This window comes from Frigidibacter oleivorans (assembly GCF_003993775.1).
Lineage (GTDB): Bacteria > Pseudomonadota > Alphaproteobacteria > Rhodobacterales > Rhodobacteraceae > Frigidibacter > Frigidibacter oleivorans.
Genome location: NZ_RJRZ01000004.1, coordinates 251604 through 270775 on the forward strand (window position 1 = coordinate 251604; position 19172 = coordinate 270775).

Sequence of the window (19172 nt, forward strand, 5' to 3'; positions counted from 1 at the left end):
GGCTCAGGCCTGCGCCAGAATCCGCGCCAGTTCGTCCTTCAGCAGGGCGCGGCGCTTGCGCATCTCGATCTCGGCCAGTTGCTCGACCGGGTCCACCTGCACCTCGGCCCGGTGCACGGCGCGGTTGATCTCGTGATATTCGTCCATCAGCCGGGCGAAGCGGGGGTCCGCGGCCTTCAGCGCATGGATCCGCGCCGTATCGGCCGGGAAATCCTCGTAGATGTCATGGGGCGTGTTCGACATGGCGCTTCTCCTCTCGTTGCCCGGTCAGGCTAGTGCGGGGCGGCACCGCGCACTTTGATGCGCATCAAATGCGGCGGCGGCTTGCACCGCGCGGCCAGTTCCGCGATGGTCCGCCAGCCCTGCGGATGACCCGATAGCCGTGATCCTGTTTGCTTCCGGTCCCGATGACCGCCCCCTGATGTTCCGCGCGCCCCGCGGCATGATCCGCGCCGCGACCGGAGCCGAGGTCGCGCCGGCGCTGGCGGCGGCCGAAGCCGCGCTGGCGGCGGGGCACTGGGTCGCCGGCCATCTGGCCTATGAGGCGGGGCTGGCGCTGGAACCCCGTCTGGAACCGCTGCTGGCCCGCCATGCCGCCGAGGGGCCGCTGGTGCAGCTGGCGGTCTTCGACGGACCCGCGCCCGCGGCAGAGGCACGGGCGGCGCTGGACGCCACCGGCCCGGCATCGCTGACGCCCCCGGTGCCCTCCGTCACCGAGGCCGACCATGCCGCGGCGCTGGCCCGGGTGCTGGACTGGATCGCGGCGGGCGACATCTATCAGGCGAACCTGACCTTTCCGCTGACCGCCACGGCGACCGGCACGCCGGCGGCACTGTTCGCGCGGCTTCTGGCGCGGCAGCGGGTGGATCACGCGGCGCTGGTCGACCTGCCGGGATCGCCCGCGATCCTGTCGCTGTCGCCGGAGCTGTTCTTCGACACCGACGGGCAAGGCGGCATCGCCGTGCGCCCGATGAAGGGCACCCGCCCTCGCGCCGCCGACCCCGCCGAGGATGCGGCGCTGGCGGCCGACCTGCGCGGCTCGGTCAAGGACCGGGCGGAAAACCTGATGATCGTGGACCTGATGCGCAACGACCTGTCGCGCATCTGCGACGTCGGTTCGGTCCGGGTGCCGGCGCTGTTCCGGGTCGAGAGCTATGCCACGCTGCACCAGATGGTGTCCGAGGTGCGGGGACGGCTGCTGCCGGGAACGGGGCTGGCCGCGATCTTCCGCGCACTGTTCCCCTGCGGCTCGATCACCGGCGCCCCGAAGATCCGCGCGATGCAGATCATCGACGCGCTGGAACCCCGGTCGCGCGGCGCCTATTGCGGCAGCATCGGCTGGGCTGCGCCGGACGGGCGGGCGCGGTTCAACGTGGCGATCCGCACCCTGACGCTGGCCCGCGACGGCAGCGTTCGGCTGAACGCGGGCGGCGGCATCGTCGCCGATTCGACCGCCGCGTCCGAATGGCAGGAGGCGCTGTGGAAGACCCGTTTCGCGACGCTCGCCTGATCCCCGGCCTGCAGCTGATCGAGACGCTGGCCTGGGATGGCACCCGCCTGCCCCGCCGCGACCGGCATCTGGCGCGGCTGGCGGCGGGGGCGGCCACCCTGGGCTTCCCCTGCGATCCGGCCGCGGCGGCGGCACTGCTGGGCGGTGTGGCGGGTGACGCGTCCCTGCGCCTGCGCCTGACGCTCGACGCGGCAGGGCGGTTCGACCTGACCGCCGCCCCCCTGCCCCCGGCGCCGGCCGAATGGCGGGTGGCCCTGGCCGCGGAACCGCTCGCCTCCTCGCCCTGGCTGGGGGTGAAGACGACGATGCGTGCCCGCTATGACCGCGACCGCGCCGCGCTGCCCCCGGGCATCGAGGAATGGATCTATGCCAACCCGGCCGGCGAGGTCTGCGAGGGCACGATCACCAACCTGTTCTTCGACCGGGGGGAGGGTCTGCGCACCCCGCCGCTGGCCTGCGGACTGCTGCCCGGCTGCCTGCGCGCCGAACTGCTGGAGACCGGCGCGGCGCGGGAAGAGGTGCTGCGCGCCGGTGACCTGCCCCGGGTCCGGCTGTGGATGGGCAACTCGCTGCGCGGGCTGATCCCGGCGCGGCTGGTCAGCGCTGCGCCACCTGCCAGTTCGGGTTGATCCAGGGCTGCACATTGGCCGGCGCCAGCATCCCCCGGCCGAGGATGTGATCCGCCGCCTTTTCGCCGACCATGATCGAGGGCGCGTTCAGGTTGCCGTTCGTCACCTGCGGGAAGATCGAGCTGTCGGCGACCCGCAGCGCCTCGACCCCGATCACCCGGCATTCCGGGTCCACCACCGCCATCCGGTCGCCCGCCCGGCCCATCCGTGCCGTGCCGCAGGGGTGATAGGCGCTTTCGGCATGGTCGCGGATGAAGGCGTCGATCTGCTCGTCGGTCTCGACCGCCGCGCCGGGCTGGATTTCATGGCGCACATGGCCCGCCATCGCCGGCTGCGCGAAGATCTCGCGCGTCAGGCGGACGCAGCGGCGGAACTCTGCCCAGTCGTCGGGATGGCTCATGTAGTTGAAGCGGATCGACGGCGGCGCCTTCGGATCGGCCGACCGCAGGGTGACGGTGCCGCGGGATTTCGACCGCATCGGCCCGACATGCACCTGAAAGCCGTGCCCCTCGGCCGCGGCGCGCCCGTCATAGCGCACGGCGATGGGCAGGAAGTGATACTGGATGTCCGGATAGTCGATGCCGGGGGCAGAGCGGATGAAGGCGCAGCTTTCGAACTGGTTCGAGGCGCCGAGCCCGCCGCCCGTGGCCAGCCATTGCGCGCCCACCATCGCCTTGCCCCAGAGGTTCCAGTAGCGGAACAGCGTGATCGGATGGGTGGCCGCATACTGCATGTAGATTTCAAGATGGTCCTGCAGGTTCGCGCCGACCCCCGGCCGATCCGCCACGACCGTCACCCCGTGTTCGGCCAGATGCGCGGCCGGCCCGATGCCCGACAGCATCAGCAGTTTCGGCGTGTTGATCGACGAGGCGGACAGGATCACCTCGGCCCCGGCACGCAGCGTCTCGATCCGGCCGCGGCGCTCGACCTCGACGCCCACGGCCCGGCCGTCTTCGATCACCACGCGGCGGGCCAGCGCCCGGATCAGCCGGCAGTTGCCGGTCTTCAGCGCCGGGCGCAGATAGGCATTGGCCGCCGACCAGCGCCGCCCCTGCCAGATCGTCGCCTCCATCGGGCCGAAGCCTTCCTGCTTTTCGCCGTTGTAATCCGCCGTCGTCTCGTATCCGGCCTGCCGCCCGGCCTCGATGAAGTCGCGGAACAGGGGGTTGCTGCGCGGACCGCGGGTGACGTGCAGCGGGCCGTCCTTGCCGCGCCAGTCGGCATCGCCGCCGTCGCCCGCGCCGTGCCAGTGTTCCATCCGCCGGAAATAGGGCAGCACATCGGCATAGGACCAGCCGTCCGCCCCCATCTCGGCCCAGGTGTCGAAATCGCGGGCATGGCCGCGCACATAGACCATGCCGTTGATCGAGGATGATCCCCCGATCACCTTGCCGCGTGGCGTGGCCAGGCTGCGCCCGCCGAGTGCCGGTTCCGGCTCCGACCGGAAGCCCCAGTCATAGACCGGCATGTTCATCGGATAGCTGAGTGCGCCGGGCATCTGGATGAACGGCCCGGCATCCGATCCGCCATGTTCGATCACCAGCACCCGGCGCCCCGCCAGTGCCAGCCGATAGGCCAGCGCCGATCCGCCAGAGCCCGCCCCCACGATCAGATATTCCGCATCCATGACGTCACCTCACCCGCCAGACCGGCCAGCAATTTCCATAATTCAACATTCCGCCCGTTGCCGCGGGCAGCGGTCAATACGGCGCCTCGACCGGGCCGGTGCCGACATAGACCGACTTCACATGCGTCCAGTGCTCGACCGCGGCGCGCGAATTCTCGCGCCCGATCCCCGACATCTTCACCCCGCCGAAGGGCGCCTCGACCGGCGTCAGGTTGTAGGCGTTGATCCAGCAGGTCCCGGCCTGCAGCTGCGCCACCACCCGGTGCGCCCGGGCCAGGTCGGCGGTGAAGACGCCTGCCGCCAGCCCGAATTCCGTGGCATTGGCGCGGGCGATCACCTCGGCCTCGTCAGTGAAATCCAGCACCGCCATCACCGGGCCGAACACCTCTTCCCGGGCAAGGGTCATGTCATCCGTCACATCGGCGAAGACGGTGGGCTGCATGAAGAACCCGCTGTTGACGGCGGCCCGTGCGCCCCCCGTGACCAGCCGCGCGCCCTCGGCCTTCGCGCCCTCGACATGGGCCAGCACCTTGTCGAGCTGCGCCGCGCTGACCAGCGGCCCCATCTGGGTCGCCTCGTCGCGCGGATCGCCCAGACGGATCGCCGCCGTGCGCGCCGCCAGCCGGTCGAGGAAGCGGTCGCGGATACCCTTCTGCACGAAGACCCGGGTGCCGTTGGAACAAACCTGTCCCGCCGAGTAGAAGTTGCCCAGCATCGCGCCCGACACCGCAGAGTCGAGATCGGCATCGTCGAAAACGATCAGCGGCGACTTGCCGCCCAGTTCCATCGTCACCTGCCGCATGCCCTCGGCCGCCGCGGCATAGACCCGCCGCCCGGTCGGCACCGACCCGGTCAGCGACACCTTGGCGACCCGGCGGTCGGTCACCAGCGCCGCGCCCACCGGCCCCATGCCGTTGACCACGTTGAACAGGCCGGGCGGCAGCCCCGCCTCGATGAAGATTTCCGCCAGTTTCAGCGTGGCGAGCGGCGTCACCTCGGAAGGCTTGAACACCAGCGCATTGCCGAAGGCCAGCGCCGGGGCGGATTTCCAGCAGGCGATCTGGGTCGGATAGTTCCAGGCGCCGATGCCGACGCAGACACCCAGCGGTTCGCGGATCGTGTAGACGAAATCGCCACCGAGCGGGATCGCCTCGCCGGTGACGGTGGCCGCCAGTCCGCCGAAATATTCCAGAGCATCGGCGCCCGAGGCCGCATCCGCCACCAGCGTTTCCTGCAGCGGTTTGCCCGTATCCAGCGTTTCCAGTTCCGACAGGTCGCGGTTGCGGTCGCGCAGGAGGGCCGCCGCGCGCAGCAGCACCCGGCCGCGTTCCACCGGCTTGCGCGCCGCCCAGTCCCGCTGCGCCCGTTCGGCCGAGGCAAGCGCCGCCTCGATCACCGCGGGGGTGGCGGCGTGCAGCCGGGCGATCACCTCGCCCGTGCCGGGAAAGATCACGTCGAAGGGCGCACCCTCGGCATCCTCGACGAAGGCGCCGTCGACGAAATGGCTGGCGGTGGGTTGTGCGATCATCGGCCGTCCTTCATTCGCCGCGCGGGAAGCGCTTGGAGTCCTCGAGGATGTTCAGGTCCATGTGGTTGCGCATGTATTGCTCGGAGGCTTTCTTCAGCGGCTGGTAGTCCCAGGGGTAGTAGCCGCCCTGCCGCAGCGCCTCGTAGACGACCCAGCGGCGGGCCTGGCTCGCGCGGACATCGGCGTCGAAGCGGTCCAGATCCCAGCGGGCCGCGGCCTCGGCCTTCAGTTCCGCCAGCACCCCGGCATGGGCCGGATCGGCGGCGAGGTTGGTCAGTTCCCGCGGATCGGCCTCGAGGTCGAACAGCTGGTCGGGGTCGAGCTGGCAGAGGTTCAGCTTCCACCGTCCCTTGCGCAGGCAGACGAGCGGCGCCTCGGAAGCCTCGGCCGCGTATTCCACCGCGACGGGTTCGGTGCGCGGCGTGCCGGTCGCCAGCGGCACGAGGCTTTGCCCGTCGGTCCAGGGCCTCACCTCGTCCATCGAGATGCCGGCGAGGTCGCACAGCGTCGGGGTCACGTCGATGGTGGAGACCGGCGTGTCGATCCGCCCCGGCGGCAGGCCGGGCGCGGCAATCATCAGCGGCACCCGGGCCGAGCCCTCGAAGAAGTTCATCTTGAACCACAGCCCGCGCTCGCCCAGCATGTCGCCGTGATCCGACACGAACAGGATCACCGCCTGCTGGCGGGTCGTTTCCAGCGCCTCGAGGATCTCGCCGATCTTTTCGTCGCAATAGGAGATATTGGCGAAGTAAGCGCGGCGCGAGTCGCGGACCATATCGTCCGAAATGTCGTATTGATGCCAGTCGGAGGCGTCGAAGATCCGGCGCGAGTGCGGATCCTGTTCGGAATAGGGAATCAGCCCCACCTCCGGCATCAGGTGGTCGCATTCGGCATAGAGGTCCCAGTGCTTGCGCCGCGCGACATAGGGGTCGTGCGGATGGGTCATCGACACCGTCAGCATCCAGGGTCGGTCGTCCAGCCCGCGGGCCAGGTCATAGACCTTCATCTTCGCCTCGTGGGCGACGTTGTCGTCATATTCCAGCTGGTTGGTGATCTCGGCCACGCCCGCGCCGGTGACCGAGCCCATGTTGTGATACCACCAGTCGATCCGCTCGCCGGGCTTGCGGTAATCGGGCGTCCAGCCGAAATCGGCGGGGTAGATGTCGGTGGTCAGCCGCTCCTCGAACCCGTGCAGCTGATCGGGGCCGACGAAATGCATCTTGCCGGACAGGCAGGTGCGATAGCCGGCGCGGCGCAGGTGATGGGCGTAGGTCGGGATGTCCGACCGGAACTCGGCCGCGTTGTCATAGACGCCGGTGCGGAACGGCAACTGGCCGGACATGAACGAGGCCCGCCCCGGCGCGCAGAGGGGAGAGCCGGTATAGGCATTGGCAAAGCGCACCGACCGCGCCGCCAGCCGTTTCAGGTTGGGCGCGTGCAGCCAGTCGGCCGGACCGTCCGGGAACAGCGTCCCGTTCAGCTGATCCACCATAAAGATCAGGATGTTGGGCCGATCTTCGCTTGTCCCTGTCGCCGTCATTCGTTCCGCCTGCCGTTCTTGATGTGTCACCGTCCGCCGTCGCCGCGGGCCAGTTCCGCCTCGAAATGCCCCAGCACCAGCGCCGCCGCCCCCCGCCGGTCCGGCGCCGTCCGTTTCAGCGCCTCGCGCAAATAGACGCCGTCGATCAGCGCGCCGAGCGAGGCCGCCACCGCCGCGGCCCGGTCGCCGAGGATCGGCCGCAGCGCGTGGCGCAGGTTGCTGTCCAGCCGCCGGCGATAGATGTCGAGCAGCCGCCACGCCTCGGGCATGGTCTGCGCCAGCACGTAGAAGTTCAGCCATGCCGCGATCACCTCGCGGCGGAAGTTCGACTGCGAGAACGACACGCGGATCAGCGCCTCGGCCCGGGCGCGGGGGCCTTCCGCAGCGGCCAGCGCGCCCCGTACCTCGGCCCCGTACAGCGCCAGGACATGGCGCATGGCCGCCACGAAGATCGCCTCCTTGGAGCCGAAATAGTGGTGCGCCAGCGCCGAAGAGACCCCGGCACGCCGCGCGATCTGCGCCACCGTGACCTCGAGGGTTCCGGTTCGCCCGATCTCCTGTATGGTCGCCTGCACGATCTCGGCCCGGCGGAGGGGTTCTGCTGCGGATCTCGCCATCTGGATGTCGCAAAAATGGTTGCAATGACAGATGTGCCGTGAATTAATTGACGCGTCAATCAAGAAACCGGGCCCGACCCGAACCCAAGCTCACAGGGAGCACAGCATGAAGAAGACCATCCGCCACGCCACCGCCGTCTCGGCGCTCGCCCTGCTTGCCGCCGGGCCGGTCGCCGCCGCCTGCGACAGCGTGAGCTTCTCGGATGTCGGCTGGACCGACATCACCACCACGACCTCGGCCGCGAAACAGGTGCTGACGGCGCTCGGCTATGACGTCGACGTGAAGATCCTGTCGGTGCCGGTCACCTATGCCTCGATGGATGCGGGCGATGTCGACGTGTTCCTCGGCACCTGGCTTCCGGCGCAGGAAGCGGCGATCGGCCCCTATCTGGAAAAGGGCAGCATCGAGGAAATCTCCACCAACCTCGAAGGCACCAAATACACGCTCGCCGTGCCCACCTACCTCTGGGACAAGGGCCTGCAGAGCTATGCCGACGTGGCGAAGTTCAAGGACGAACTGGACGGCAAGATCTACGGCATCGAGCCGGGCAACGAGGGCAACGGCTACCTGATCAGCCTGACCGAGGCCGGCAAGCCCTTCGAGGGCTTCGAGGTGGTGGAATCCTCGGAACAGGGCATGCTGGCGCAGGTGTCGCGCTTCTATCCCGACCAGAAGGGCGTCGTGTTCCTCGGCTGGGAACCGCACCCGATGAACGCCAATTTCGACCTGAAGTACCTGCCGGGCGGCGAGGAGTTCTTCGGTGGCGAGGGCGTGGTGAAGACCGTCGCGCGCGAGGGCTTCGCCGAGGAATGCCCGAACGTGGCGACCCTGCTGAAGAACATGACCTTCACCCTGCCCATGGAAAACGAGATCATGGGCAAGATCCTCGATGGCGGCGAGGATCCGGATACCGCCGTCAAGGCCTGGATCGAGGCGAATCCGCAGGTGCTCGACACCTGGCTGGCCGGTGTGACCACCACCGACGGCGCCGAGGGCCTGCCGGTCGTGAAGGAAGAATTCGGTCTCTGACCGCCGCGACGGCCGGGGGCGCCGCTGACCGGCGGCGGCCCCGCGCCACCCGCTCCGCCCCCTTCCTTCCGACCGATCCCCCGCAGGAGATGCCCGCCCGATGGACTGGCTGACCGAAAAGATTCCCGTAGGCCAATGGGCGAAGATGGTCTTCGACTGGCTGAACGCCCATGGCGGCCCCGTCTTCGACCTGATCGGAACCGTCATCGGCGCGCTGATCGACCTGATCCTCGGCGGGCTGGAGGCGTTTCACCCGCTGGTCCTGATCGCGCTGCTGGTGGCGCTGGCCTGGGTGTTGCAGCGCAGCTGGAAGGTCTGCCTGCTGGTGGGGCTCGGCTTCCTGTTCATCCTCAACCAGCGCTACTGGGACGAGACGATGGAAAGCATGACGCTGATCCTCGTCTCCTGCGGGGTCTGCATGGCGGTGGGCGTGCCGCTCGGCATCGCGGCGGCGCATCGGCCGCGGCTCTATCAGGCGATGGCGCCGGTGCTGGACCTGATGCAGACGCTGCCCACCTTCGTCTACCTGATCCCGGCCATCGTCTTCTTCGGCCTCGGCATGGTGCCGGGCCTGATCGCCACCGTGGTCTTCGTGCTGCCGGCGCCGATCCGGCTGACGCATCTCGGCATATCCTCGACGCCCTCGGCCCTGCTGGAAGCGGCCACCGCCTTCGGTGCCACTCCCCGCCAGCGGCTGTGGAAGGTGGAACTGCCCTGGGCGCTGCCGCAGATCATGGCCGGGCTGACGCAGGCGATCATGCTGTCGCTGTCGATGGTGGTGATCGCGGCGCTGGTCGGCGCGAACGGGCTGGGCGTGCCGGTCGTGCGGGCGCTGAACCAGGTGAATACCGCGCTCGGCTTCGAATCCGGCTTCATCATTGTCGTGGTGGCCATCGTCCTCGACCGCATGCTCAAGGTGGAACGCCGCAGATGACCGACCAAGCCGTGCAATCCGCCGCCAACGCCACCGAAACGACCGCCCGCCCGGCCGTCGAGTTCGACAATGTCTCGATCGTGTTCGGCGAAAAGCCTGATGTGGCACTTCCGCTGATGGATGCCGGTCAGTCTCGCAGCGAGGTGCAGCGCGCCAGCGGTCAAGTGCTGGGGGTGCACAACTGCTCGCTGACCGTCGATCAGGGCGAGATCCTGGTGCTGATGGGCCTGTCCGGGTCCGGCAAGTCGACGCTTCTGCGCGCGGTGAACGGGCTGAACCCCGTTTGCCGGGGCCACGTCATCATCCATGACGGCGACTGGAACTGCGATGTGGTCACGGCGCCGCCGGCCGACCTCTTGCGGGTGCGGCGCGAGTGCGTGGCGATGGTGTTCCAGCAATTCGGCCTGCTGCCTTGGCGCAGCGTGCGCGACAATGTTGGGCTGGGGCTGGAGCTGGGGGGCATGGCCGCCGCCGAACGCCGCAAGAAGGTGGATGAGCAGCTGGCGCTGGTGGGGCTGAAAGACTGGGCCGACCGCCGCGTGGGCGAGCTGTCGGGCGGGATGCAGCAGCGCGTGGGCCTGGCCCGTGCCTTCGCCACCGATGCGCCGATCCTGCTGATGGACGAACCCTTCTCGGCGCTGGACCCGCTGATCCGGTCCCGGCTGCAGGACGAATTGCTGGACCTGCAGGCGAAACTGCACCGCACCATCATCTTCGTCAGCCACGACCTCGACGAGGCGTTCAAGCTGGGCAACCGGATCGCGCTGATGGAAGGCGGGCGCATCGTGCAATGCGGCACCGCGCGCGACATCATCGCCAATCCGGTCAATGACTATGTCGCGGATTTCGTGGCCCATATGAATCCGCTGGGCGTGCTGACCGCCGAGGACATGTGCGAACCGGGCGAGGCGCCGGGCGTGCCGGTGCCGCCCGGCCTGCCGGTGCGCGAGGTGATGGAACGGCTGCGGGCCGAGCCGGCGGTGCCCGTCGAGGGCGGCGGGCGCATCACCCGCGAAGGCGTCATTGCCCGGCTGATCGCCCCCCGGGGCTGACGAGGCCCGCGGCCGGTCCGGGCGGATTACAGCTCGGTCGCCGGCCGCGGCGGCGTCGCGGCCCGCCGCAGCTGCGCCTCGCGCCAGGTCATGTAGCTGATCGCGGCGATGATCATGCCGCCGCCAAGCAGCACCATCGGGTCCACCCGTTCGCCGAAGACCGCCATCCCCAGCAGCGCCGCCCAGACCAGCTGCAGGAAGGTCACGGGCTGGGTCACCGTCAGCGGTGCCGCGGCAAAGGCCCGGGTCATGCACAGATGCGCAGCCGTGCCGAAGACCGCCGTCAGTGCCATCCAGCCCAGTTGCCCTGCATCGGGCGTCACCCAGTCCAGCGCCGCGAAGGGGATCAGGAACAGCGTGACCGCCCCCGACATCAGCGCCACCACCGCCCCGGCCGGGATTGCGCCCGACAGCCGCTTGGCGAACAGATAGGACCCGGCGAAGCACAGCGCCGCCCCCAGCTGCGCCAGATGGCCGGGCTCGATGACCCGGGTGCCGGGCCGCAGGATCACCAGCGTCCCCACCACCGCCACCCCGATGGCGAGAATGCGCCGCAGCGCCAGCCGCTCGCCGAAGATCAGCGCCCCGCCGATCGTCACCGCCACCGGGTTCAGGTAGCCGATCGCCGTGACCTCGGCCACGGGCAGGCGCGCCATGGCGAAGAACCACAGGACCACCGCGCCGGTATGGATGACGCCCCGCGCCAGCACGATCCGCCACAGCGCCGGGGACAACCCCTGACGCAGCACCGCCCACAGCGCCGGCAGCATCAGCACCGACCCGAAGGCGAAGCGCAGGAAGGCCCCCTCCGCCGCCGGCAGGTCGGTGCCCACATGGCGCACGATGCCGGTCACGGCCACGAAGCACAGCCCGCAGGCCAGCATCCACAGGATGCCCGCAACGGGGCGGCTGGCGGCGGGAGGGGAAGGGTCGGTCATGGCGGGACTTGGCCCCAGCCGTGCGGCGGTTGCAAGGGCGAAAGGATCAGCCGCCAAGGGCCAGACCGAGGGCGATGGACCACATCACCAGCGCGATCATCCCGTCCAGCACCCGCCACGCGGCCGGGCGGGCGAACAGCGGCGCCAGCAGCCGCGCCCCGTAGCCCAGGCTGAAGAAGAAGACGCAGGAGGCGGTCATCGCCCCGGCGGCGAAGGCCGGCTCGCGCCCCGCGAACTGGGCCGAGATGCTGCCGAGCAGCACCACCGTATCCAGCCAGACATGCGGATTAGCGAAGGTGAACAGCGTCAGCGTCGCCAGCAGCGCCCCGATCCCGCCCGCGCCCTCGCCCGCGGTCGCGGCCTCCAGCCGCCCGCCGCCCTGCCAGGCCGACCGCGCCGAGCGCAACCCGTACCACAGCAGGAAGGCGACCCCGCCCCAGCGCAGCGCCGGGGCAAGCCAGGCCATCGCCCCGGACGCCAGGGCAAAGCCGCCCACGCCAAGCGCGATCAGCAGCGCATCGGCCAGCGCGCAGAAGGCGCAGGTCAGGAAGACATGCCGCCGCAGCAGCCCCTGCCGCAGCACGAAGGCGTTCTGCGCCCCGATGGCGACGATCAGGCCAAGGCCAAGCCGGAACCCGGCGAAATAGGCGGCGGTCATGCGGATCTCCTGTTGCCGCCTCTCGACTACCGGCACAGGCCGCATTAGAACAGTTGAACTTCGTGAACTAACTTAAGCCAAACTTATGTTCGATCCCGCCCAGCTTGCCGCCCTTGCCGCCGTCCTGCGCTGCGGCTCGTTCGAGGCCGCCGCCGCCGCCCTGTCGGTGACGCCGCCCGCGATCTCGCAGCGTCTGCGCGCGCTGGAGGAACGGACGGGCACGGTTCTGGTCGAACGCAGCCAGCCGGCACGGGCGACGGCGGCCGGCGCACGGCTCGCGCGGCTGGCCGACGAGCTGGCGCTGCTGCAGGCGGCGGCGGCCCGCGATCTGGGGCTGGAAGGCGACGGCGCCGCCCCCCGGACGCTGCGCATCGCGGTGACGGCCGACACGCTGGCGACCTGGCTGCTGCCGGCGCTGGCGCGGGTCGAGGGGCATCTCTTCGACCTGGTGATCGACGATCAGGACCATGCGGCGGACTGGCTGCGCCGGGGCGAGGTGCTGGCCGCCATCACCGCCCAGCCCCGCCCGGTGCAGGGGTGCGACGTGCGTGCCCTGGGCAGCCTGCGCTATCTGGCGGTCGCGAGCCCCGGCTTCCATGCCCGGTATTTCGCCGAAGGCGTCACGCCCGCCGCGCTGGAACAGGCCCCCGCGCTGATCTTCGACCGCAAGGACCGGCTGCAGGCCGATTGGGCACAGGCGCTGACCGACGCTAGCCTTCGGCTGCCCGCGCATCGCATCGCCTCGTCCGAGGCTTTCGTCAGCGCGGCGCTGCTGGGGATCGGCTGGGGGATGAACCCTGAATCGCTGGTGCGCCCGCATCTGGCCGCGGGCCGGCTGGTGGAGCTGCAGCCCGGGCGCCCGCTCGACACGCCGCTCTACTGGCAATGGGCGCGGCTCGCGGCCCCGGCGCTGGCACCGCTGACCGCGGCGATCCGCGCCGCGGCGGCCCGGGCGATGATCCCCGCCTGACACGCCCACCTGACACGCCGGTCAGGCCGGCTCGAACCCCGGCAGCGCCTGGACCAGCGCCACGAAATGGTCGCCCCGCTTCTCGAAGTTGGGATACTGGTCGAAGCTCGCGGCGGCGGGGGCCAGCAGCACGGTCTCGCCCGGTTCTGCCTCGGCCGCGGCGCGGGCCACGGCGCGGTCCATCGTCTCGCAGATCTCCTGCGGCAGGTCGCCCAGATCCAGCGCGAAGTCGCGGGCGGAATGGCCGATCAGATAGACCTTGGCGACCTCGGCCGCGACCAGGCGCAGCGCGGCGATCCCGCCCTCCTTCGCCAGCCCCCCGGCGATCCAGCGGATGCGCGGAAAGGCCTGCAGCGCCTTGGCTGCGCTGTCGACATTGGTGGCCTTCGAATCGTTGACGAAGCGGACCCCGCCCGCCGTGCCCACCGTCTGGCTGCGATGCGGCAGCCCGGCGAAGCTGTGGAACGCCCCCTCGACCAGCTTCGGCGGCAGGCCGATGCTGCGGACCGCCGCATAGGCGGCGCAGGCATTCTGGTGGTTATGCGCGCCCGGCAGGCCCCGCACCTCGCGCAGGTCGATCGAGGCGACCTGCCGCCCCTTGCGCCATTCCGCCAGAAACCCCTTCCGCGCAAAGACCGACCAGCCCTCGCCCTCCAGCTTCTGGCCGGCGCTGATGCGGATCACCCGGTCATCGGCCAGCCCCTCGGCCAGCTGACCGGCCAGATACAGCCCCTCGACCTCGTCCACGCCGATCACCGCCCGGTCCGGCCCGCCCTCGGCGAACAGCCGGCGCTTGGCGGCGAAATAGCCGCCCATCCCCGCATGGCGGTCCAGATGGTCGGGCGACAGGTTGGTGAAGACCGCCACATCCGGCGTCAGCGCCCGGGCGAGGTCGGTCTGGTAGGAGGACAGTTCCAGCACCACCACCTCGCCATCCGCCGCGGGTTCCATGTCCAGCACGCCGCGGCCGATATTGCCGGCCATCTGCGTCGGCCGGCCGGCGACCTGCAGGATGTGGTGGATCAGCGCCGTGGTCGTCGACTTGCCGTTGGATCCGGTGACCGCCACCACCTTCGGCATCACGTCGAAACTGTCCCAGTCGGGCGTGGCCCAGCTGCGGAAGAACAGCCCGATGTCGTTGTCGACCGGCACCCCCAGCTGCAACGCCTTCAGGATATGCCGGTTCGGCTGCGGATACAGATGCGGGATACCAGGCGAGGTGACCAGCAGCGTCACCCCGGTCCAGCTGCTGTCGCGGCCCAGATCGGCACAGGTCCAGCCCTCGGCCTCGGCCCGGGCGCGGGCCTCGGGACTGTCGTCCCACAGCAGCGGCTCCGCCCCGCCCGCCCGCAGCGCCCGCGCCGTGGCGATCCCCGACCGGCCCAGCCCCAGCACCGCGACCGTCGCGCCCTCGTATCCCCGCACCGGAATCATCGCCTGCCTCCGTTCAGATCGTCGCGGGACCATGAGCGACAGCGCCCGCCGCCGCAAGGACGGCGCGCCGGCGGGTCAGGCGTCTCCGCGCCGTAACCACAGCCGGTGCAGCCCCCAGCCGGCCAGCGCCAGCACCGCCGCACCCGCCGCCCCCAGCAGCAGATGGTGCGTCAGCGGCACCTCCCCCGCCAGCCGGCGCATCACGGCGCCCAGCCCGTAGCCGAAGCCCACCACCAGATGCGCCCAGGCCAGAACCGCCAGCGCGTCGAGCGGCAGCACCAGCCGCGCCGGCACCCGCGCCGCGCCGAGGCTGAGCGCCGCCACCGTGCGCACGCCCCACAGGAAGCGGAAGCCCAGCGCCACCCAGATGCGGTGGCGGTGCACGGTGGCCCGCATCCGCTCGGCCGGGCCGGTGGACAGCAGCCGCCGCACGAAGGCGAAGCGCCGGGAATGGCGGCCGAGGAAGAACAGCGTCGTGTCGCAGAGAAAGGCCCCCGCCGCCACCGTCAGCGCCGCCGCCTCGTAGGGAAACAGGCGGCGATGCGCCAGCACCCCGGCGAAGAACGCGGCCCCGTCGCCCTCGACCGCTGCGGCAAGGAAGATCACCGGCAGGCCCCAGGCGGCGAGCATCGCCTCGAGCGCCATTGCCCGTCACCGCAGCTTCAGCGTCGCCAGCCCTGCCAGCGCGAGGATCAGCGAGATGATCCAGAAGCGGATCACGATCTGCGGCTCGGCCCAGCCCTTCTTCTCGAAATGGTGGTGGATCGGCGCCATCAGGAAGACCCGCCGCCCCGTGCGCTTGAAGTACAGCACCTGGATGATGACGGACAGCGCCTCGACCACGAAGAGCCCGCCGACGATGGCCAGCACGATCTCGTGCTTGGTCACCACCGCGATGGCGCCCAGCGCGCCGCCGAGCGCGAGGCTGCCGGTATCGCCCATGAACACCGCCGCCGGCGGGGCGTTATACCACAGGAAGCCCAGCCCTCCGCCGATCAGCGCCGCCACGAAGATCAGCAATTCGCCCGAGCCGGGGACATAGTGGATGCCCAGATACTGGGTAAAGTCGACCCGGCCCACCGCATAGGCGATGACGCCCAGCGTGCCGGCCGCGATCATCACCGGCATGATGGCCAGCCCGTCCAGCCCGTCGGTCAGGTTGACCGCATTGGCCGCGCCCACGATCACCAGCATCGAGAAGGGCACGAACAGCAACCCGAGGTTCAGCATGAACTCGTTCACGAAGGGCAGCGCCAGCCGCCCGGTCAGCGCCGCGGGATGTGCCCAGGCGGCGGCGGCCCCGGCAGCGCAGGCGACTGCCAGCCCGATCAGGAAGCGCATGCGCGAAGACACGCCCTTGGTGTTCTGCTTGGTCACCTTGGCATAGTCGTCGGCAAAGCCGATCATGCCGAAGGCATAGGTGACGAACAGCACGATCCAGACATAGGCATTGTCGAGCCGCGCCCACAGCAGGGTCGAGACCAGCAGCGCCGACAGGATCAGCAGCCCGCCCATCGTCGGCGTGCCCGCCTTGACGAAGTGGGTCTGCGGCCCGTCCTCGCGGATCGGCTGGCCCTTCTTCTGCTTGCGGCGCAGGAAGTCGATCAGCGGCCGGCCGAAGAGGAAGCCGAACAGCAGCGCGGTCAGGAAGGCCCCGCCCGCCCGGAAGGTGATGTAGCGGAACAGGTTGAAGACGTCCCCGCCATCCGAAAACTGGCCCAGCCAGTAAAGCATCAGTCGGTCCCCCGATCATTGTGGGCGACCGCCTGCCCGAGTTTCCGGAGCGCGTCAACCACGAGGCTGACCTTCGATCCCTTGGATCCCTTGACCAGCAGGACGTCGCCCGCATCGGCCAGATGATGCGCGCGCGCGGCCAGATCGGCCGCCGACTCGTGCCATTCGCCGCGCTGCGCGCGTGGCAGCGACTGCCACAGCGCCTGCATCCGCGGACCGGCGCAATGGATCAGCGCGATCTCGGCCATCGCCGGGTGGTCGGCGATGGCCAGATGCAGCGCCGCCTCTTCCGGTCCCAGTTCCAGCATGTCGCCGAGGATGGCGATGCGCCGCCCGATGGCCTTGCGGCCGATCCCGTTCGTGGGCGTGGCGGCGGCCAGCACCTCCAGCGCGGCGGCCATCGAGGCCGGATTGGCGTTGAAGGCGTCGTCGATCAGGTCGAAGGCCAGATCGTCATCGACCGGATCGAGCAGGATGCGTTCGCGGGTGCCGCGGCCCGCGGGCGGCAGCCAGCGCCCGAGGTCCAGCGCCGCAAGACCCGGGTCCGCGCCCGCCGCCGCGGCCGAAGCCAGCGCGCAGAGCGCGTTCGAGGCGAAGTGCCGCCCCGGCACCGACAGTTTCAGCAGCAGGTCGCGCCCGTCATGCTGTGCCCGGATCACCGTCGCGTCCGGCACCAGCCGCGCCTCGGCCAGATGCCAGTCGGCCGCCGGATCGGGGCCGAAGGTCACCGCCCGTGCGCCCGCCTCCGCAGCCGCCGCCGTCAGGATCGGCGTCACCGGCAGGCCCAGGGGCAGCACCGCCACCCCGCCCGGCTCCAGCCCCAGGAAGATCGCGGCCTTTTCGCGGGCGATGCCCTCCAGATCGTCGAAGGCTTCCAGATGCGCGGCGGCGACGGTGGTGATCGCCGCGACATGCGGACGGGCCAGCCGCGACAGCGGCGCGATCTCGCCCGGGTGGTTCATCCCGATCTCGATCACCGCGAAATCGCTGTCCACCGGCATCCGCGCCAGCGTCAGCGGCACGCCCCAATGGTTGTTGTAGCTGGCCTCGGCGGCATGGACGCGCCCCTGTGGCGCGAGGATCGCGCGCAGCATCTCCTTGGTCGAGGTCTTGCCGACCGAACCGGTGACCGCGATCACCCGCGCCGCCGTCCGTGCCCGCCCCGCCGCGCCGAGCGCGGCCAGCCCCGCCAGCACATCGGGCACGATCAGCAGCGGGTCCGCCGCGCTGCAGCCATCGGGGATGCGCGACACCAGCGCCGCCGCCGCGCCCTTGTCCAGCGCGGCGCGCACGAATTCATGCCCGTCGCGCACGTCCTTCAGCGCGACGAACAGATCGCCCGGCACCAGCGTGCGGGTGTCGATCGACACGCCCTGCGCCGCGAAATCGCGCGTGGCCCGCCCGCCGGTCGCCGCCGCCGCCTCGGCCGCCGTCCAGAGCGGCGCTTCGGGCGGCGTCAAATCCGGCCCTCCAGCGCGGCGACGGCGACGCTGGCCTGTTCGGCATCGTCGAAGGGATAGACGGTGTCGCCGACGATCTGCCCGGTCTCGTGCCCCTTGCCCGCCACGATCAGCGCATCGCCCGGTTCCAGCGCGTCGATGCCGCGCAGGATCGCCTCGGCCCGGTCGGGAACCTCGGTCGCCTCGGGGCAGCCGGCCATCACCTCGGCCCGGATCGCGGCCGGGTCTTCGCTGCGGGGATTGTCGTCGGTGACAAAGACGACATCGGCATGTTTCGCTGCCGCCTCGCCCATCAGCGGGCGCTTGCCCCGGTCGCGGTCGCCCCCGGCGCCGAAGACGCAGACGATGCGGCCCATCACATGCGGGCGCAGCGATTGCAGCGCCGAGGCCAGCGCGCCGGGCTTGTGCGAATAGTCGACGAAGACCGTGGCGCCGTTGCGGCGGGTCGCCACCAGCTGCATCCGCCCCGGCACCGTCACCAGACCGGGCAGCGTGGCGAAGACCGCGTCCTGATCCGCGCCCGCGCCCATCGCCAGCCCCGCCGCCATCAGCACGTTTTCCGCCTGGAAGCCGCCGATCAGGTTCAGCCGCAGCTGCCGCGTCTCGCCGCCCCAGGACAGACGCACCTCCTGCCCCGTCGCGTCGAAGCGCTGGTTCAGGATGCGCAGGTCGGCGCTGTCGTCATGGCCCACCCGCAGGATGCGCAGCCCGCGGGGTTCGACCACCTCGGACAGCAGCCGCCGGCCCCAGGGGTCCGAGGTGTTGATGACCGCCGTCGCGTCATCCGGCAGAACCCGGTCGAACAGCCCCGCCTTGGCGGCGAAATACTCCTCGAAGTCCTTGTGGTAATCGAGATGGTCCTGGCTGAAATTGGTGAAGCCCGCCGCGCGCAGGCGCACCGCCTCCAGCCGGCGCTGGTCGAGCCCGTGGGACGAGGCCTCCATCGCGGCATGGCTGATCCCCGCCGCGGCGGCCTCGGCCAGGATGCGGTGCAGGGTCACCGGCTCGGGCGTGGTATGGGCGAGCTTCGCCTCGAAATCGCCCAGCACCCCCATCGTGCCCAGGTTGATCGCCGGAAGGCCGAGCGCCTGCCAGATCTGCCGGGTGAAGGTGGCGACGCTGGTCTTGCCGCTGGTGCCGGTCACCGCCACCACCGTGTCGGGCTGGGCACCGAACCACAGCGCCGCCGCGAAGGACAGCGCCGCGCGCGGATCTTCGGCCAGCACCAGCGCCACGGGGCTCGCCTCCAGCGCGTCGCGCGCGATCTCGGCCCCCTTGCGGTCGGTGAGGACCGCCGCCGCCCCCATCCGCAGCGCGTAGCCGATGAATTCCGCGCCATGCATCCGGCTGCCCGGCAGCGCCGCGAACAGATGCCCCGGCCGCACCTGCCGGCTGTCCACGCTGAGCCCCGTCACCTGCGCCTCGGCCCCGCCCTGTGCCGTCAGGCCCAGTTCGGCCAGCGTCTTCGTGCCTTCCATCTCTGCCTCGCTCGAAGGCCCGGACAGGGCCGA

At 70.5% G+C, this 19172-nt stretch carries 18 protein-coding genes; 6 read left to right on the plus strand and 12 right to left on the minus strand.

The annotated features are described in order from the left end of the window. Nucleotides 1-3 precede the first annotated feature (3 nt). Nucleotides 4-243, minus strand: a complete 240-nt coding sequence (locus EEY80_RS08240) for a YdcH family protein (RefSeq protein ID WP_126976103.1) — start codon at nucleotides 241-243, stop codon at nucleotides 4-6. A gap of 178 nt (nucleotides 244-421) precedes the next feature. Here EEY80_RS08240 and EEY80_RS08245 point away from each other — a divergent pair, with 178 nt between their 5' ends. Both EEY80_RS08245 and EEY80_RS08250 read left to right on the plus strand, forming a co-directional pair. Continuing rightward, nucleotides 422-1510 carry an aminodeoxychorismate synthase component I gene (locus EEY80_RS08245; protein WP_235829751.1) on the plus strand — a complete coding sequence of 363 codons (1089 nt, stop codon included), beginning with the start codon at nucleotides 422-424 and terminating at the stop codon, nucleotides 1508-1510. Further along, nucleotides 1480-2139: an aminotransferase class IV gene (locus tag EEY80_RS08250; RefSeq protein WP_235829752.1), complete on the plus strand. Its 660-nt coding sequence runs from the start codon at nucleotides 1480-1482 to the stop codon at nucleotides 2137-2139. Before EEY80_RS08245 ends, EEY80_RS08250 begins: the two co-directional genes overlap by 31 nt. Here the strand turns inward: EEY80_RS08250 and betA are convergent. From betA to betI, 4 genes are all read right to left on the minus strand, one after another. Next, nucleotides 2108-3766, minus strand: a complete 1659-nt coding sequence (gene betA, locus EEY80_RS08255; RefSeq protein ID WP_126976106.1) for a choline dehydrogenase — start codon at nucleotides 3764-3766, stop codon at nucleotides 2108-2110. The genes EEY80_RS08250 and betA overlap by 32 nt on opposite strands. Nucleotides 3767-3839: 73 nt before the next feature. Beyond that, nucleotides 3840-5294 carry a betaine-aldehyde dehydrogenase gene (betB, locus tag EEY80_RS08260; protein WP_126976107.1) on the minus strand — a complete coding sequence of 485 codons (1455 nt, stop codon included), beginning with the start codon at nucleotides 5292-5294 and terminating at the stop codon, nucleotides 3840-3842. Between the two features lie 10 nt (nucleotides 5295-5304). After that, nucleotides 5305-6834, minus strand: a complete 1530-nt coding sequence (gene betC / locus EEY80_RS08265; protein ID WP_126976108.1) for a choline-sulfatase — start codon at nucleotides 6832-6834, stop codon at nucleotides 5305-5307. A 26-nt stretch (nucleotides 6835-6860) separates the two neighbouring features. Further along, entirely contained in the window at nucleotides 6861-7451 is a 591-nt protein-coding gene (gene betI, locus EEY80_RS08270) for a choline-binding transcriptional repressor BetI (RefSeq protein ID WP_126976109.1), read from the minus strand. Nucleotides 7452-7557: 106 nt separating this feature from the next. On the opposite strand from betI, the gene choX reads away from it, so the two are divergent. The 3 genes from choX to choV all read left to right on the plus strand — a co-directional run bounded on the left by choX (nucleotide 7558) and on the right by choV (nucleotide 10467). Continuing rightward, nucleotides 7558-8481 carry a choline ABC transporter substrate-binding protein gene (gene choX / locus EEY80_RS08275; RefSeq protein ID WP_126976110.1) on the plus strand — a complete coding sequence of 308 codons (924 nt, stop codon included), beginning with the start codon at nucleotides 7558-7560 and terminating at the stop codon, nucleotides 8479-8481. A gap of 100 nt (nucleotides 8482-8581) precedes the next feature. Beyond that, complete coding sequence (choW, locus tag EEY80_RS08280) at nucleotides 8582-9415, plus strand: choline ABC transporter permease subunit (RefSeq protein WP_126976111.1); 834 nt, start codon at nucleotides 8582-8584, stop codon at nucleotides 9413-9415. After that, complete coding sequence (gene choV / locus EEY80_RS08285) at nucleotides 9412-10467, plus strand: choline ABC transporter ATP-binding protein (protein ID WP_126976112.1); 1056 nt, start codon at nucleotides 9412-9414, stop codon at nucleotides 10465-10467. Before choW ends, choV begins: the two co-directional genes overlap by 4 nt. Before the next feature lie 26 nt (nucleotides 10468-10493). On the opposite strand, the gene EEY80_RS08290 is transcribed toward choV, so the two are convergent. Further along, nucleotides 10494-11405 carry a DMT family transporter gene (locus tag EEY80_RS08290; protein WP_164738187.1) on the minus strand — a complete coding sequence of 304 codons (912 nt, stop codon included), beginning with the start codon at nucleotides 11403-11405 and terminating at the stop codon, nucleotides 10494-10496. Nucleotides 11406-11451: 46 nt separating this feature from the next. Then, on the minus strand, nucleotides 11452-12063 hold the full coding sequence (locus EEY80_RS08295; RefSeq protein WP_126976113.1) for a LysE/ArgO family amino acid transporter: 612 nt from the start codon (nucleotides 12061-12063) through the stop codon (nucleotides 11452-11454). A gap of 85 nt (nucleotides 12064-12148) precedes the next feature. On the opposite strand from EEY80_RS08295, the gene EEY80_RS08300 reads away from it, so the two are divergent. Next, a complete protein-coding gene (locus EEY80_RS08300) occupies nucleotides 12149-13033 on the plus strand; it encodes an ArgP/LysG family DNA-binding transcriptional regulator (RefSeq protein WP_126976114.1) in 885 nt (294 codons plus the stop codon). Nucleotides 13034-13054: 21 nt separating this feature from the next. Here the strand turns inward: EEY80_RS08300 and murD are convergent, their stop codons facing one another. The 5 genes from murD to EEY80_RS08325 all read right to left on the minus strand — a co-directional run bounded on the left by murD (nucleotide 13055) and on the right by EEY80_RS08325 (nucleotide 19139). Beyond that, complete coding sequence (gene murD, locus EEY80_RS08305; protein WP_126976115.1) at nucleotides 13055-14467, minus strand: UDP-N-acetylmuramoyl-L-alanine--D-glutamate ligase; 1413 nt, start codon at nucleotides 14465-14467, stop codon at nucleotides 13055-13057. Nucleotides 14468-14542: 75 nt separating this feature from the next. Further along, the gene (locus EEY80_RS08310; RefSeq protein ID WP_126976116.1) at nucleotides 14543-15112 is read right to left on the minus strand and encodes a DedA family protein; all 570 of its coding nucleotides are present in this window, start codon (nucleotides 15110-15112) and stop codon (nucleotides 14543-14545) included. Between the two features lie 6 nt (nucleotides 15113-15118). Then, the gene (mraY, locus tag EEY80_RS08315; protein ID WP_126976117.1) at nucleotides 15119-16201 is read right to left on the minus strand and encodes a phospho-N-acetylmuramoyl-pentapeptide-transferase; all 1083 of its coding nucleotides are present in this window, start codon (nucleotides 16199-16201) and stop codon (nucleotides 15119-15121) included. After that, complete coding sequence (locus tag EEY80_RS08320) at nucleotides 16201-17661, minus strand: UDP-N-acetylmuramoyl-tripeptide--D-alanyl-D-alanine ligase (RefSeq protein ID WP_126976118.1); 1461 nt, start codon at nucleotides 17659-17661, stop codon at nucleotides 16201-16203. Before EEY80_RS08320 ends, mraY begins: the two co-directional genes overlap by 1 nt. After that, a complete protein-coding gene (locus tag EEY80_RS08325; protein ID WP_126976119.1) occupies nucleotides 17658-19139 on the minus strand; it encodes a UDP-N-acetylmuramoyl-L-alanyl-D-glutamate--2,6-diaminopimelate ligase in 1482 nt (493 codons plus the stop codon). Before EEY80_RS08325 ends, EEY80_RS08320 begins: the two co-directional genes overlap by 4 nt. Nucleotides 19140-19172: the final 33 nt, after the last annotated feature.

What these genes read in the sequence shown, in the direction of transcription:
- EEY80_RS08240 (WP_126976103.1), bottom strand. Translation starts at nt 243, where the DNA reads ATGTCGAACACGCCCCATGACATCTACGAGGATTTCCCGGCCGATACG.
- EEY80_RS08245 (WP_235829751.1), top strand. Translation starts at nt 422, where the DNA reads ATGTTCCGCGCGCCCCGCGGCATGATCCGCGCCGCGACCGGAGCCGAG.
- betA (WP_126976106.1), bottom strand. Translation starts at nt 3,766, where the DNA reads ATGGATGCGGAATATCTGATCGTGGGGGCGGGCTCTGGCGGATCGGCG.
- betB (WP_126976107.1), bottom strand. Translation starts at nt 5,294, where the DNA reads ATGATCGCACAACCCACCGCCAGCCATTTCGTCGACGGCGCCTTCGTC.
- betC (WP_126976108.1), bottom strand. Translation starts at nt 6,834, where the DNA reads ATGACGGCGACAGGGACAAGCGAAGATCGGCCCAACATCCTGATCTTT.
- betI (WP_126976109.1), bottom strand. Translation starts at nt 7,451, where the DNA reads ATGGCGAGATCCGCAGCAGAACCCCTCCGCCGGGCCGAGATCGTGCAG.
- choX (WP_126976110.1), top strand. Translation starts at nt 7,558, where the DNA reads ATGAAGAAGACCATCCGCCACGCCACCGCCGTCTCGGCGCTCGCCCTG.
- choW (WP_126976111.1), top strand. Translation starts at nt 8,582, where the DNA reads ATGGACTGGCTGACCGAAAAGATTCCCGTAGGCCAATGGGCGAAGATG.
- choV (WP_126976112.1), top strand. Translation starts at nt 9,412, where the DNA reads ATGACCGACCAAGCCGTGCAATCCGCCGCCAACGCCACCGAAACGACC.
- EEY80_RS08290 (WP_164738187.1), bottom strand. Translation starts at nt 11,405, where the DNA reads ATGACCGACCCTTCCCCTCCCGCCGCCAGCCGCCCCGTTGCGGGCATC.
- EEY80_RS08295 (WP_126976113.1), bottom strand. Translation starts at nt 12,063, where the DNA reads ATGACCGCCGCCTATTTCGCCGGGTTCCGGCTTGGCCTTGGCCTGATC.
- EEY80_RS08300 (WP_126976114.1), top strand. Translation starts at nt 12,149, where the DNA reads ATGTTCGATCCCGCCCAGCTTGCCGCCCTTGCCGCCGTCCTGCGCTGC.
- murD (WP_126976115.1), bottom strand. Translation starts at nt 14,467, where the DNA reads ATGATTCCGGTGCGGGGATACGAGGGCGCGACGGTCGCGGTGCTGGGG.
- EEY80_RS08310 (WP_126976116.1), bottom strand. Translation starts at nt 15,112, where the DNA reads ATGGCGCTCGAGGCGATGCTCGCCGCCTGGGGCCTGCCGGTGATCTTC.
- mraY (WP_126976117.1), bottom strand. Translation starts at nt 16,201, where the DNA reads ATGCTTTACTGGCTGGGCCAGTTTTCGGATGGCGGGGACGTCTTCAAC.
- EEY80_RS08325 (WP_126976119.1), bottom strand. Translation starts at nt 19,139, where the DNA reads ATGGAAGGCACGAAGACGCTGGCCGAACTGGGCCTGACGGCACAGGGC.